The 13,496-nt window shown below is 65.0% G+C and carries 17 protein-coding genes; 6 read left to right on the forward strand and 11 right to left on the reverse strand.

Annotated elements, in window-relative coordinates:
- Nucleotides 1-16 precede the first annotated feature (16 nt).
- From WQ53_RS06370 to WQ53_RS06380, 3 genes are all read left to right on the forward strand, one after another.
- Nucleotides 17-796, forward strand: a complete 780-nt coding sequence (locus WQ53_RS06370; RefSeq protein WP_144409245.1) for a hypothetical protein — start codon at nt 17-19, stop codon at nt 794-796.
- Between the two features lie 117 nt (nt 797-913).
- Nucleotides 914-1,681 (forward strand): HipA family kinase, encoded by a 768-nt coding sequence (locus tag WQ53_RS06375; RefSeq protein WP_052633952.1) that lies wholly within the window; start codon nt 914-916, stop codon nt 1,679-1,681.
- Nucleotides 1,668-2,072 (forward strand): DUF3037 domain-containing protein, encoded by a 405-nt coding sequence (locus tag WQ53_RS06380; protein WP_052631293.1) that lies wholly within the window; start codon nt 1,668-1,670, stop codon nt 2,070-2,072. The genes WQ53_RS06375 and WQ53_RS06380 overlap by 14 nt, the downstream gene beginning before the upstream one ends.
- An 80-nt stretch (nt 2,073-2,152) precedes the next feature.
- Here the strand turns inward: WQ53_RS06380 and WQ53_RS06385 are convergent, their stop codons facing one another.
- Nucleotides 2,153-3,661, reverse strand: a complete 1,509-nt coding sequence (locus WQ53_RS06385; RefSeq protein WP_052631294.1) for a Na+/H+ antiporter NhaC family protein — start codon at nt 3,659-3,661, stop codon at nt 2,153-2,155.
- 318 nt (nt 3,662-3,979) lie between these two features.
- Entirely contained in the window at nt 3,980-4,387 is a 408-nt protein-coding gene (locus tag WQ53_RS16260; protein ID WP_082112890.1) for an OsmC family protein, read from the reverse strand.
- A 140-nt stretch (nt 4,388-4,527) separates the two neighbouring features.
- Here WQ53_RS16260 and WQ53_RS06390 point away from each other — a divergent pair, with 140 nt between their 5' ends.
- Nucleotides 4,528-5,424 (forward strand): alpha/beta hydrolase family protein, encoded by an 897-nt coding sequence (locus WQ53_RS06390; protein ID WP_158497817.1) that lies wholly within the window; start codon nt 4,528-4,530, stop codon nt 5,422-5,424.
- A 62-nt stretch (nt 5,425-5,486) separates the two neighbouring features.
- Here the strand turns inward: WQ53_RS06390 and WQ53_RS16665 are convergent, their stop codons facing one another.
- The 4 genes from WQ53_RS16665 to WQ53_RS06405 all read right to left on the reverse strand — a co-directional run bounded on the left by WQ53_RS16665 (nt 5,487) and on the right by WQ53_RS06405 (nt 7,636).
- Nucleotides 5,487-5,906, reverse strand: a complete 420-nt coding sequence (locus WQ53_RS16665; protein WP_144409247.1) for a DUF7684 family protein — start codon at nt 5,904-5,906, stop codon at nt 5,487-5,489.
- A 17-nt stretch (nt 5,907-5,923) separates the two neighbouring features.
- Nucleotides 5,924-6,391 carry a hypothetical protein gene (locus WQ53_RS16670; RefSeq protein ID WP_144409248.1) on the reverse strand — a complete coding sequence of 156 codons (468 nt, stop codon included), beginning with the start codon at nt 6,389-6,391 and terminating at the stop codon, nt 5,924-5,926.
- Nucleotides 6,392-6,476: 85 nt separating this feature from the next.
- The gene (locus tag WQ53_RS06400) at nt 6,477-7,322 is read right to left on the reverse strand and encodes an IS3 family transposase (protein WP_144409249.1); all 846 of its coding nucleotides are present in this window, start codon (nt 7,320-7,322) and stop codon (nt 6,477-6,479) included.
- Nucleotides 7,280-7,636: a transposase gene (locus WQ53_RS06405; protein WP_052631298.1), complete on the reverse strand. Its 357-nt coding sequence runs from the start codon at nt 7,634-7,636 to the stop codon at nt 7,280-7,282. Before WQ53_RS06405 ends, WQ53_RS06400 begins: the two co-directional genes overlap by 43 nt.
- A 178-nt stretch (nt 7,637-7,814) precedes the next feature.
- On the opposite strand from WQ53_RS06405, the gene WQ53_RS06410 reads away from it, so the two are divergent.
- Complete coding sequence (locus WQ53_RS06410) at nt 7,815-8,798, forward strand: IS30 family transposase (protein ID WP_201774020.1); 984 nt, start codon at nt 7,815-7,817, stop codon at nt 8,796-8,798.
- A 10-nt stretch (nt 8,799-8,808) separates the two neighbouring features.
- Here WQ53_RS06410 and WQ53_RS16675 read toward each other — a convergent pair whose 3' ends face one another.
- From WQ53_RS16675 to WQ53_RS06420, 5 genes are all read right to left on the reverse strand, one after another.
- On the reverse strand, nt 8,809-9,195 hold the full coding sequence (locus tag WQ53_RS16675) for a hypothetical protein (RefSeq protein ID WP_144409250.1): 387 nt from the start codon (nt 9,193-9,195) through the stop codon (nt 8,809-8,811).
- A gap of 70 nt (nt 9,196-9,265) precedes the next feature.
- On the reverse strand, nt 9,266-9,706 hold the full coding sequence (locus WQ53_RS16680) for a hypothetical protein (protein WP_144409251.1): 441 nt from the start codon (nt 9,704-9,706) through the stop codon (nt 9,266-9,268).
- A gap of 62 nt (nt 9,707-9,768) precedes the next feature.
- A complete protein-coding gene (locus WQ53_RS16685) occupies nt 9,769-10,065 on the reverse strand; it encodes a hypothetical protein (protein ID WP_144409252.1) in 297 nt (98 codons plus the stop codon).
- Nucleotides 10,066-10,305: 240 nt separating this feature from the next.
- Entirely contained in the window at nt 10,306-11,376 is a 1,071-nt protein-coding gene (gene alr, locus WQ53_RS06415) for an alanine racemase (RefSeq protein WP_052631299.1), read from the reverse strand.
- Between the two features lie 149 nt (nt 11,377-11,525).
- The gene (locus WQ53_RS06420) at nt 11,526-12,833 is read right to left on the reverse strand and encodes a D-amino acid dehydrogenase (protein WP_052631300.1); all 1,308 of its coding nucleotides are present in this window, start codon (nt 12,831-12,833) and stop codon (nt 11,526-11,528) included.
- A gap of 157 nt (nt 12,834-12,990) precedes the next feature.
- Here WQ53_RS06420 and WQ53_RS06425 point away from each other — a divergent pair, with 157 nt between their 5' ends.
- The gene (locus WQ53_RS06425; RefSeq protein ID WP_052631301.1) at nt 12,991-13,494 is read left to right on the forward strand and encodes a winged helix-turn-helix transcriptional regulator; all 504 of its coding nucleotides are present in this window, start codon (nt 12,991-12,993) and stop codon (nt 13,492-13,494) included.
- Nucleotides 13,495-13,496: the final 2 nt, after the last annotated feature.

Consider the following 13,496-nt stretch of genomic DNA (forward strand, 5'->3'; position numbering starts at 1 on the left):
GAACAGGAGTCCCACCATGCCGATCACACGCGCCCGTGCACAGGGCCTGTTGAACGCCACCGAGATGCGGCTGTACGACGACAGCCGCAGCAACGCGTTGCGCCAGCTGGACGCGGCCATGCTGAAGACCCGGGTCGAGCGGACCCGTCGTGCCCGCGAACGGGCACGCGACCTGGTCCAGCGGCAGAAGCTGGCCTCGCGCGCCACCACCGGCAGCAAGCGCGGACGCACCGGCCTGGCCAACCAGCGCAGCAAGGACAAGGCCGAACTGCTGGACGACATCCTCAAGCGCTTCGAGGGCGCGCTGAAGGCGGCCTCCGCCCGCAAGCCGGCGGCGAAGGTGGCAAAGGCGGCAAAGGCGACGAAGAAGCCGGCCGCAAAGAAGGCCGCGAAAAAGACCACGCGTACCACTGCGACGAAGAAGGCCGCCAAGCGCACCGCATCCCGTGCGGCGCCGCGCAAGGTCGCCGGCGATGGCGCCGCCAAGGCAGCGGCGCCGCGCAAGAAGGCCACCCGCGCGCAGACCGCCGCCCGGAAGCGGGCCAAAGCGATCGCGGCCGAGAAGCAGCTGCTGGAAGAGAAGACCGCGCGCGACCGCGAGCCCAAGCCCTGGCAGGCGCTGGACACCACCGCCGCGCCTGCGGTCGCCGCCCCCGGCTTCCAGTCGGCCAGCGCGGCGAGCAAGGCCATGCGCCTGCATGCCGGCGAGAGCCGGATGAAGCCGATCCACGGCAGCGTCAGCACCCGCGGTCGCCGCAACCAGGGCAAGCGCGACCGCAGGAACAGCGCGGGCTGAGCGTTGCCGCCGGCATCGGTGCGTCAGCGCCGGTGCCGGCCCCAGTCGCGCGCGAACCTGTCGCCGCGGCAACGGGCCGCACGGCAGTGCCGGACCGGTATCCTTGGCCGCATGCCGCTGCGCCGCCTGTCCGCCACCCGCTACGTCACCCCGCTGCGCGAGGGCGGCTCGATGCCGGCCGTGGTCGAAGCCGACGACCAGGGGCTGTACGTGCTCAAGTTCCGCGGCGCCGGCCAGGGGCCGAAGGCACTGGTGGCCGAGGCCATCGCCGGTGGACTGGCGCGGGCGCTGGACCTGCCGGTGCCGGAAATCGTGCTGATGGACCTGGATGCCGAACTGGCCCGCACCGAGGGCGACCCGGAAATCCAGGACCTGATCCGCGCCAGCGCCGGCCTCAACCTGGCGATGGACTACCTGCCCGGTGCGGTCAACTTCGACCCGGTGGCCGAGCAGCCCGACCCGGAACTGGCCTCGCGCATCGTCTGGTTCGATGCCTTCACCAGCAACGTCGACCGCACTGCGCGCAACCCGAACATGCTGGTCTGGCATCGCCGGCTGTACCTGATCGACCACGGCGCGGCGCTGTACTTCCACCACGGCTGGGACGGCGACACGTCGCAGGCCAGTAGGCCGTTCGCGCTGGTCCGCGACCACGTGCTGCTGCGCTGGGCGACGCGGCTGGCGGAAATCGACGCATCGATGGCGCAGCGGCTGCAGGGCGACGCCATTGCCGACGTCGTCGCCCAGGTGCCGGACGACTGGCTGCAGGGCCCGGACGCGTTCGCCGACCCGGCCGCCCAGCGCGCGGCCTACGTCGACTACCTCACCCGGCGCCTGGCGCAGCGCGAAGGCTTCGTGCAGGAGGCGATCCGTGCACGCGCATGACACCTACGACTACGCGGTGATCCGCGTGGTACCGCGCGTGGAGCGCGAAGAGTTCGTCAACGTCGGCGTGATCCTCTCCTGCGAGCGCGCCGGCTTCCTGGAGGCACGCATCGAGGTGGACGAGGCGCGCCTGCGCGCGCTCGATCCGGGCATCGACCTGGACCTGGTCTGCCGCCACCTGGCCGCGATCCCGGCGATCTGCCGCGGCGGCGAGGCCGCCGCGCCGATCGGGCTGCTGCCGCCGCGCGCACGCTTCCACTGGCTCACCGCCAAGCGCAGCGCGATCATCCAGACCTCGCCGGTGCACATGGGCCGCTGCGGCGGCGACCTGGCGGCCACGCTGGAACACCTGATGGACCGGATGGTGCGGCCGCCGAAGCCGGCCGGCTGAGCGTGGCCGCCTCCGAGGCACGCGACCCACGCCGCGCGCCCGGAACGGCATCGGCCGGCCGACGGACAGCCCTCGCGTCTTCAGGTCGTGTCGCGGGAAGCGGGCGACACCGCATCGCCGGGCGCCGAGCCGACCGCCAACCGGACGATGCGATATCCGGTGATGCCCAGCAGCAGGGTCAGCACCGGCGCGGTGTAGTTGAACACCGCATACGGCAGGTAGGCGAGCGTGGAGATGCCCAGCACGGCCGACATGTAGGCCCCGCAGGAATTCCACGGCACCAGCGCCGAAGTGACGATGCCGGCATCGCCCACCGCCCGCGACAGGTTCTCCGGCGCCAGTCCGCGCTTGGCGAACTCGCCGCGGTACAGCCGCGTGGGCAGCAGCAGGGCGATGTACTGGTCGCCGGCGGCGATGTTCAAGCCGACCGCCGTGCCCACGACCGAGGCGAACAGCTTGCCCATGCTCCTGGCCTTGAGCAGCAGCGGCGCGACCAGCTTGTTGAGCAGGCCGAAATCATCGACCAGGATGCCGAACGTCACCGCACCGATGATCAGCCAGATGGTCAGCAGCATGCTGTCCATGCCACCGCGCGAAAGCAGCGCGTCGACCTCGGCCATGCCGGTGCTGGCCTGGAAGCCGTTGGCCATCGCCAGCCACACGCCCTTGATGGCGACGACCGGCGCCGACTGGTCAGGCGCGGCGACGAACTGCGCCACCGCCTGCGGCTGCAGGAACGTCGCCATGATCCCGGCCAGCAGCGCCGCGCACATGATCGCCAGCGGCGCAGGTACCTTGCGTATCGACATGCCCAGCAGGAACAGCAGCGGCAGCAGGTTCCAGGGCGTGATGTGGAACAGTCCTTCGATGTGCCCCAGCTCGGCCTGGATGATCGCATCATCCAGCCCGCCCTTCTGGGTCAGGCCGAGCACGACGAACACCAGCAGCGCGAACAGTCCGGCCGGGATCGTGGTCCAGGCCTGGGCACGGATGTGCTTGAACAGCTCCACGCCGTTGAGCTGGGCGGCCAGCACCGTGGTTTCCGACAGCGGCGAGATCTTGTCGCCCACGTAGGCGCCGGAGATCACCGCGCCGGCGGTCATCGCCGGCGACACGCCGATCATGTGCGCCAGGCCCATCAGGCCCACGCCCACCGTGCCGGCCGTGGTCCACGAACTGCCGATGCTCAGCGAGATGGCCGAGCAGACGATGAAGGCCACCGGCAGGAACCAGGTCGGGTCGATCAGCTTGATGCCGTAATACACCAGCGTGGGGATGGTGCCGGACATGTTCCAGGTGCCGATCAGCGCGCCCACCGCCAGCAGGATGAAGATCGCACCGACCACCGTGGCCAGGCCCTTCTGGCCCGACTGCGCGATTTCCTCCCAGGCATGGCCGTTCTTGAGGATGACCGCCACGGCGACCATCGTGGCCAGGATCATGGCCACCTGCATCGGGCCGTTGATCGCATCCAGGCCGAACAGCGCGACCGAGGTGCCGACCAGCACCACCAGGACCACGAGCGGGACGATCGCGTCCAGGTAGGACGGCGCCTTCGCCGTCCGCGGCGTTTCGGGTGCTTCGGCCATGCGTGCCTCCCCTGGTGGTCGCGGATCGCCCGCACCACCGAGCGGATTCCATCCGCCCCTGCGCCGGGAATATGCGCCCACCCCTGGCCGGTGTCGAGCCAATGACACGCCTGCCTATCCCGCCGGAACAGACGGCCCTGCCTTTGCGTGGGCACGGCGTCCCACGGACCCATCTACCCGCCTTCCGGCATCGCCTTCCATCCGCACATGCGGTTTCTATCAGCCCTCGCCCGCTTGGAGTTGTGAATGGCTAACGCCTGAATCAAGCCGCGCCAAGATATGGCGACGGTTTGAATGAATTGTCAGGGCACGCTCGACTCACAGCGAACTCTCGACTAAGACGACCGGAACACCCGAACGGACAGTATTGTGTACCTCCGCCACCGCGTCAGTTTGCCGAAGCAGAGCCACCACTGCAGTTGGATCAGCCGGCGAAGACACGTTGGCTCGATATCGAATGTTCCTGGCCGCAAGACCAACACCCGGGAAGTCAGCCGTAGCCTCGACCTCAACCCCGGACAAGCTAATGCTCAAGCGCGCCGCTTCCCGGTAAAGATCATTGCAGTAGCAAGTCGCCAAAGCGAGGAGCAGCAACTCGCCGCCGTTCACACCGGAGCCTTGACCGGCAGCCTTGCCGGGGATGGCCAGCGCTTGAGTTGTGTTGTCGGTACGGACAGAGACGACATGTCCGGCTCCAGAGTTCTTGACGGTCGCCGAGATCTCCACTTGCGCTCTCCGTTAGTGCTTGTAGCGGGCCCCAACTGCTGAATTGAGCCGACGGGCGAAGCCCGTTGGGCTTGAATGAATTGTTAGGTGCCCCGGGGCGGTTTACGTGCCATCCTGATTGCGGGCTATCATTGCAGATGATGACCGACCTCACCACGACGCTTCGAGAGCGCCTAGGGCTTGCGGACCCTGTTCCGGTGGCGTTCCAACGAGGCGACGTCGAAGAGGCCGACGGATTCGACCGGGAACGGATCGAGTACCGGGGACTCGAAGGCGACCTCATCCCGGCTTTCCTGTTCACGCCGAGAGGGCGCGATACGCTCGGCGGAGTGGTTGTCTTTCACCAGCACAATGGGGAGTTCCATTTCGGCAAGAGTGAGGTAGCCGGCGAGGTGGGCGACGCGTTTCAAGCCTTCGGGCCGGCACTCGCTCGTAGAGGCCTCGCAGTCCTGGCCTCGGACTCCATCACTTTCGAGGATCGACGAGGAGCGGTTCAGGGAGTGGAACCGGATTATTACGATTGGCTTCAGCACTACAACGCCATGAGCTACCGGCTGCTGGATGGCGACCTGCTGATGAGGAAGTGCCTGGATGACGCCCAACGGGCCCTGAGCGTTCTGGTCCAGGCCGCCGGGATAGACGAGCGGCTCGTGGGCGTGGCAGGACACTCGTACGGTGGTTACACGGCGCTCTACCACGCGGCAGTCGATGCACGATGCAGGTTCGCATGCGTCAGCGGTGCCGTATGCAGCTTCGAGACGCGCCGCCGGGAAGACACCGGGATCACCCTTTTCGAGACCGTGCCCGGGCTCGCTCGCCAGATCGACACGCACGATGTTCTTTCAGCCATCGGACCTCGGCCGACAATGGTTGTGTCGGGTACCAAGGACAAGTATTCACGGGATGCAGACCAGGTCGTGGCCAAGGTCGCCGGCGACTTCATTACCGAGCTCCGCGTCGACCGCGGACACGCTCTCGATCAAGAGAGATTCGATGCGATCGTCGAGTGGATCGTCGACCGCGTATCCGATCAGTGAGAAGGGACGCCTAACGCTTGAGTTAAGCCGACCCGTGAAGCGGGTTCGGCTTGAATGAATTATTAGGCCTCATCATAGCTGCGCAAGAACTCTTGCTCTTGACTCTTGAGCGATATGTGAAGCAACAGGGTCCGATCGAGATCGACTGTTGGATGCGATGCGGTGTGTTTGGAGAACCAGAACACCTCAGCCAACGGTTCGTCAGAGTGCCAAGTTGTCATTACAAACTGGTCCTCAGGAATGCCAGCCAGGCCGAATGGCTTGGCGTTGGCCAGGTCCACTGAGTCGTCCCAGGAGCTGCAATCTTGACCCCAAGCCATCATGTAGAGGCAGCCCGATTGAACGAGCCAGTCGCTAACAAGCGATTGCCATTGTGGCGAGACGTCAGCCTCGACAGCTACGACAGCTTTGAATGGTCTGCTATCAAGCGGGCTCGGAGTGGCCCCGGGCTCAAGGTGCAGGTATTCGACGGAATCTGACATGAGGCCTAGCGCCTGAATTAAGCCGACCCGCGAATCGGGTTCGGCTTGAATGAATTGCTAGGCATCGCAGCGAGATCCCGACTGGACTTGGCGCGAATTGGTATTAAAACAAGAAGGGCAATATTGAGTGCTATGGCGCCAACTGGCGGCAACCCGACGAACAGCCAAACTAGTGCGGCCATTGCAAGCGAAATACTGGCTGGCAAGATAATGAACCACTTACGCAGATCATCCTTGATCCAGACCCGATATGCGCCAAAGGCATACAAGGCACCCAAAGCCATACCGATGATCGCATCAAGAAGAAGTTGAGAGCCACCAAGGAGCTGCATGGTACCCGCAGCTCCGTTGCTAAATGCTGAAAAGGCGAGAATGCCAAATGTCGCCATCATTACTTTGTAGTCGCGGCTCTCCAGCTGTCGACGACGATTGCGATAAGCAATCTCTGCCCGACGATCAGGAACTTCAATTACTACATCGGTCATTGTCCCCTCCATAATGCCTAACGCCTGAATTAAGCCGTGCCGCGAAGCGGGTGGCAGTTCCTACGAAAAAGTGGACATCCATTTTCTAGCAGCACTGTTCGAACTCGACGGGTGAGCGATATCCCAGCGCCGAATGCAGCCGCTGATGGTTGTAGAAACGGATGTAGTCACTGATCGCCATGCGCAGCGACCGGTCACTGTCGAAACTGCCGCGGTGGTACATCTCCGACTTCATCGACTTGTTCCATGACTCCATGTGCGCGTTGTCGTTCATCCGCCGCGGCCGGTTGACCGACTGCACCAGTCCAGCGCTCCCCAGTCGGCGCCTGAAGTCACTGGCCATGAACTCGATCCCCCGATCACTGTGGAACAGCGTATCGCACGCCGGCGCACGTGTCCGCAGGGCTGCCGCCAGGGCACGACGGGTCAGTGCCGCGGTGCGCTCGGCTCCCAGCGACCAGCCCAGCAGGCGCCGGGAATACCGGTCCATGACCGTGGCCAGGTAGCGCCACTGGCCACCGACCTTGAGGTAGGTCACATCGCCGACACAGACCTGGTCGGGGCGGCTGGACGGCACGTCGTGGGCGCGGCTCGGGACGCTGTCCAGGAACCGGGTCAGTCCGGACCGTCGCCGATACAGCCGCGCCGAGCACGCGCGCACGCCTTCCTCGCGCATCAGCCGCTCCACGCGCCGGCGTCCCACCTGCTCACCCTGCCGCCGCAGCGCCGCATGCACCCGGGGACTGCCATAGGTTTCCCGGCTGGCGCCATGCACTTGGCGGATCTTCTCGACCAGCGCCGCGTCCTCGATCGCACGGGCGCTGGCAGGTCGCCGCACCCAAGCGTAATAGCCGGCGGCACTGACCCCGTAGAGGCGGCACATCGTCCTCACCGGGTACGTTTCCCGGTGGTGCTCGATGAAGGCGAAGATTTGGCCTTTCGATCGGAAGTGAACGCGATCGCTTTTTTTAAAAGGTCATGTTCGAGCTTCAACTGCTCGTACTGCTTCTTGACCCGCCGCAGCTCCTTGAGCTCGGCGGCTACCGCCGGATCCACATCCACACCCTTGGCCATGATCTGTCCCTCGCGCACCAGCTTGCGCCAACGAGACAACATGAAAGGATGGATGTAAAGCGACTCGGCGACGTCACGGACGGCAACGCCCGGCAGTTGGCTCAAGCGGACAGCAGCCGCCTTGAAGGCATCGCTGTAGTGGTACGTCGTCCTGGGACCGGGCTTTGGCATGGGAACACTCCTGAGGTTAGGTCAGGGTGTCCACTGGACCGAAGGAACTACCGCGTCGGCTTGAATGAATTGTTAGGTGCCGCAGGTTAACAAGGTAAGTGCAACACCTGCGCCGCCCATGGATGGAGAGGTGAGCTGGCAGACTGGAGGGGATCACTCGGCCAAGAGACGATCCCTCATGTACAGCCAGCTCACCGAGCCGGAACGATACACCTTGGGCGTCCTGAATCGACAGGGCCTGTCACGGCGCTCGATCGCCCGGATCCTGGGAAGGAGCCCCAGCACAATCAGTCGCGAGATTCGCCGCAATGCCTGTCACGCCACCGATGGTGCCTACCGGCCCAGCAAGGCCCAGGAGCGCACCAATGGCCGCCGCCGACGGTCGCGTCGCGTGCGCCACCATGGCGAGGCCGTCTACGAAGCCATCGAGTACCTGCTCCAGCACGAGCAGTGGAGTCCCGAGCAGATCGCCCACTGGCTCGTGCTCAATGACGTGGCCCGGATCAGCCACATGACTATCTATCGGCACGTATGCCAGGACACCCGGTGCGGAGGCGTGCTGCGATCGTCCCTGCGCCAGGGAGGCAAACGACGTCGCAAACGTGCCATCGGGCCCGAGAAGCGCGGGCGGCTGCAGGGTAAGCCCATGATCGACACCCGACCAGAAGTGGTCGAGACCAGACTTGAACCCGGCCACTGGGAAGGCGACACCGTCATCGGCACCGTCGACGAACGCGACTGCCTGCTCACGCTGGTGGAGCGCAGTTCCGGAATAGCCCTGGTCGCCAAGCTCCCTCATCGCACCGTCACTGCCGTGAACCGCGCCACGCTGAAACTCATCCGCGACAGCGGCATGCCTTTCAAGACCATTACCTGGGACAACGGCACCGAGTTCCATGGCTACAAAGCACTGGAAGACGCCACCGGAGTACGCTGCTACTTCGCCTACCCGCACCGCCCATGGCAGCGTGGCAGTAACGAGAACTTCAATGGTTTGCTTCGGCAGTACTTCCCAAAACGACGCAGCCTCGCACGACTACGGCAACACCACTGCGACCTCATCGCTCACAAGCTCAATTCCCGACCGAGGAAGCGCCATGGCTACAAAACGCCCATCGAACGAATCAAAGAGCTATGCGGGTCGTTGCACTTCGAGTGTTAATTCACCTGCGCTATGGCTGACTGAAATGTGCGGCATAAAAAACACCAGCTTCCTCCCAGGAATCCTCGAATGCATCTAGAACATGGCCGAGACGTTGAATGCGATTCCAGTCATTTGAGACGACTGCATCCCGGGACATTGACTCAAATTGTGCCTTGAGTTCAGGCCAGCGCAAGGCATGCACACAGAACTGGATAAACCACTCGTCACAGGCATCGGGCGTGTCGATGCCGCGCAGGAATGCCAAAGCAAAGGCCGGCCGCTCCTCTGGATAAGCCGATATCAGCTTTAGAGCGGCTTGGCCGAAAGGGACCACATCTGGTGCGTTGAAGGTAATCGCGAGGTGTGCGGTCGCAGCCTTAGAGATTTCCTGGAACTGCTCAACGGGTGAGGACATTTAGTGAGCGCCTAACGCTTGAGTTAAGCCGCGCCACGAAGTGGCGTCGGCTTGAACGAATGGTTAGAACTCACAGCGCGGACCATAACGCTGCGAGCACTGCGACAGTGTCACGCCAAAGAAGGGCAATTGAAAGAAGACCAACGACAAGAGGCCCTGCATAGGCGAAGAGCGAGAACGGCAAGAAGAAGGCAGAAACAATTCTTCTTGCCTTATCCGCATCATTCGGATTCTTAAGGCGCTCTAGTTGCGCTGGATCAGACACGAAGTAGTCAGCCGCTTCCGCTCGCGAGACGACGAGGGCCGCATAGGCGTAGATCAGCGCAAGACCAATGAGACCGGGAATCAATCGAGAGGATTCCGGGTCAAAGGTGACGCCCAGCACCTCCAGCTTGCTCAAATCAATGTTGAGCAGCTTGGTTAGGATGCCTAGCGCGGATAAAAAAAGCACGGATCTACCGATCTCGTAGTACTTCTCAGCGAGAATGTGCTTGGTCTGCGACGAGAGCATCTTGTGAGTTCTAACGCTTGAGTTAAGCCGACCCGCGAAGCGGGTTCGGCTTGAATGAATTGTTAGGTGCCATCCTCTGCCCGGACTGAAGAGCGCGCACCAAAAAGCAAGCTAAAGATGCCACCAAGAAGAACACCAAAGCCGATCCCCATGCTGCCAATAACCCTAGAAGATGACGGCATGTCGAAGCCTCGAATTGCAGCAACGTGAATGGCAAATGGGACTGCAAGCAGCACAACTCCCAATATGCTTGCAACCATCGCAGCTTGGCGCTGCCTCAAACCCAGACATACCCAAGCGGTACCCGCACAGAAGGCCGCTGCACAAATCGCTAACCATAACCACTGGATGCTGGACATGGCACCTAACTCTAAGTAGATCCCGTTTCCGGGGATATGCCCCGGATGTTCAGATGGTGCCGTAGACGTGTCAAGAAGGGACGCCACTGCCCTATCAATGGCTTGGCACTCCCATCGGCCGAACCGGTATCACCGGGTTCATCGAACCGGTATCACCGGGTTCATCGGCATTTATTCCACTTGGGAGGGGATATCTTTTATGACCCCGGGAACGAGGCGATATCCGGATATTCCCGCAACTCAGCCGCGGTACTGCAGCGCCACCCGCTTCACCCCGCACAGCAGGCGATAGGCGCTGGTCTGGCTGTGCGCCACGGCCTGGGCGGCGGGTACCTGGTCGCCCCACAGTTCCACGCGGCTGCCGACGCCGGCCTGCGGGTGGTCGGTGAGGTCGATGGTGAGCATGTCCATCGACACGCGGCCGATGAGGCGGCCGGGGTGGCCGTCGATGGCCACGGGCGTGCCGTTGACGGCGAATTGCGGGTAGCCGTCGGCATAGCCGAGGGCGACGACGCCGACGCGGGTGGGACGCTCGGCGACGAAGCGGGCGCCGTAGCCGACCGGTTCGCCGGCGGGCAGGTCGCGCACCGCGATCACCTTCGACTCCAGGGTCATCACCGGCCGCAGCTGCGCGGTGACGTCGTGCGCCTGCGGGAATGGCGAGACGCCGTACAGCATCAGGCCCGGGCGCGCCCAGTCGGCACGGGCCTGCGGCCAACCAAGCAGCGCCGGCGAGTTGCACAGGCTGCTTTCGCCGGGCAGGCCGGCAGTGGCGGCGGCGAAGGTGTCGAGCTGTTCGGCGGTGCGCGGGCAGTCGAGCTCATCGGCGCGGGCGAAGTGGCTCATCTTCACGATGTCGCCCACGTGCGGCAGCGCGCGCAGGCGCTGCCAGGCGTCGCGATAGGCGGGCGCGTCGATGCCGACGCGGTGCATGCCCGAGTCCAGCTTCAGCCAGACCTGCACTGGGCTGGGCAGCGGCGTGCGCTCCAGCGCTTCGACCTGCCAGGGCGCGTGGACCACGGTCCACAGGTCGTGCTGCACGATGAGCGCCAGTTCGTCGGCGTCGAAGAAGCCTTCCAGCAGCAGGACCGGCTTGCGGATGCCGGCTTCGCGCAACGCCAGCGCTTCTTCGATGCAGGCTACGGCGAAGCCGTCGGCCTCGTCCTGCAGCGCGGCGGCGCAGCGCACGGCACCGTGGCCGTAGGCGTCGGCCTTGACCACCGCCAGAGCGCGGCCGCCGCCGAGCCCGCGCGCCAGTCGGTAGTTGTGGCGCAGGGCGTCGAGGTCGATCAGGGCGCGGGCGGGACGCATGGAGTGGCGGGAAATCCGGTCAGGCGTGGCGGGTATACGTGCTTGGGCGTCCGACGGCGCCGCGGAAAGTCGCTGGGTCCCCGCCTGCGCGGGGATGACGTTGGTTGGTTGATTGTCGTCGCTGCGGCGGTGGGTTGCCGCCGCAGCGGTCAGCCGATTGTCGCCGGAATCGCCTCGCCGGCGCCGTCCTCGGCGGGGCCGCGGCCATAGCGCGAGATGTCCAGGCCGTCGCGGCTGATCTGGGTCGGGCGGTGGGCGATGACGTCGGCCAGGTAGCGGCCCGAGCCGCAGGCCATGGTCCAGCCCAGGGTGCCGTGGCCGGTGTTGAGGAACAGGTTGCGCAGTGCGGTGGCGCCGACCACCGGGGTGCCGTCCGGGGTGGCCGGGCGCAGGCCGGTCCAGAATTCGGCGCGGGCCAGGTCGCCGCCCTTCGGGTACAGGTCGCCGACCACCTTCTCCAGGGTGGCGCGGCGGCGCGGGTCCAGCGACAGGTCGAACCCGGACACCTCGGCCATGCCGCCGACGCGGATGCGGCGGTCGAAGCGGGTGATGGCGATCTTGTAGGTCTCGTCCAGCACGGTGGACGCCGGCGCCATCGAGGCGTCGATGATCGGGATGGTCAGCGAGTAGCCCTTGAGCGGGTACACCGGCAGGCGGATGCCCAGCGGCTTGAGCAGCGTCGGCGACCAGCTGCCCAGCGCCAGCACGTAGCGGTCGGCGGTTTCGAGCCTGCCGTCGATGCGCACGCCGGTGACGCGCTCACCGTCGGACTCGATCGCCTCGATCCGGGCGCCATAGCGGAACTCCACCCCGCGCATCTTCGCCAGCGCGGCCAGGCGCTCGCAGAACAGCTGGCAGTCGCCGGTCTGGTCGCCGGGCAGGCGCAGTCCGCCGACCAGCTTGTCGGCGGCGGCGGCCAGCGCCGGTTCGACCCGGGCCACGCCGGCGCGGTCGAGCACCTCGTAGGGCACGCCGGCCTCGTCCAGCACGGCGATGTCGCGCGCGGCGGCGTCGAGCTGGGCCTGGGTGCGGAACAGCTGGGTGGTGCCCAGGCGCCGGCCTTCGTAGGTCAGGCCGGTGTCGGCTCGCAGTTCGTCCAGGCAGTCGCGGCTGTACTCGGCCAGGCGGACCATGCGCTCCTTGTTCACCGCGTAGCGCCCGGCGGTGCAGTTGCGCAGCATCTGCGCCAGCCACAGGTACTGGTCCGGATCGAGCGTGGGCTTGATCGCCAGCGGCGCGTGCTTCTGGAACAGCCACTTGATCGCCTTCAGCGGCACGCCCGGGGCGGCCCACGGCGAGGCGTAGCCCGGCGAGATCTGGCCGGCGTTGGCATAGCTGGTCGCCCGCGCCGGACCCGGCTCGCGGTCGACCACGGTCACCTCGAACCCGGCCTGCGCCAGGTACCACGCGCTGGTCACCCCGATCACGCCACCGCCCAGAACCAGAACCCGCTGCATCGCCCGAACCCTCGATTTAGGTGCTTCCACTGCCTGAACAGGGAAGATGCCGACAAGGCGCGCAGTATATTGACGAATATCCGGTTGTTTTTTCTGATTTATTGGCGTGTTAAGGTGGAATCGCCTTAACAATCAGGCTCCGACGGAGGTTTTTTTCATGGCCGACCGCCCCGCCCGTTCCCGGACCGAGCGCAACCGCGACCTGGACCGGATCGACCGTCACATCCTGCGGATCCTCCAGCAGGAAGGCCGGATCTCCTTCACCGAACTGGGCGAGCGCGTCGGCCTGTCGACCACGCCCTGCACCGAGCGCGTGCGCCGGCTGGAGCGCGACGGGGTGATCGAGGGCTACCACGCGCAGCTCAATCCGCAGGCGCTCAAGGCCGGGTTGCTGGTGTTCGTGCAGATCAGCCTGTCGTACAAGTCCGGCGACATCTTCGAGGAGTTCCGCCGCGCGGCGCTGAGGCTGCCCAACGTGCTGGAGTGCCACCTGATGTCGGGCGACTTCGACTACCTGATCAAGGCGCGCATCTCGGAGATGGCGTCCTACCGCAAGCTGCTGGGCAGCAGCCTGCTGACCCTGCCGCACGTGCGCGAGTCCAAGAGCTACATCGTGATGGAAGAGGTGAAGGAGACGCTGGCGCTGGCGATTCCGGATTGACC

It is taken from the genome of Pseudoxanthomonas suwonensis (genome assembly GCF_000972865.1).
GTDB classification, from domain to species: domain Bacteria; phylum Pseudomonadota; class Gammaproteobacteria; order Xanthomonadales; family Xanthomonadaceae; genus Pseudoxanthomonas; species Pseudoxanthomonas suwonensis_B.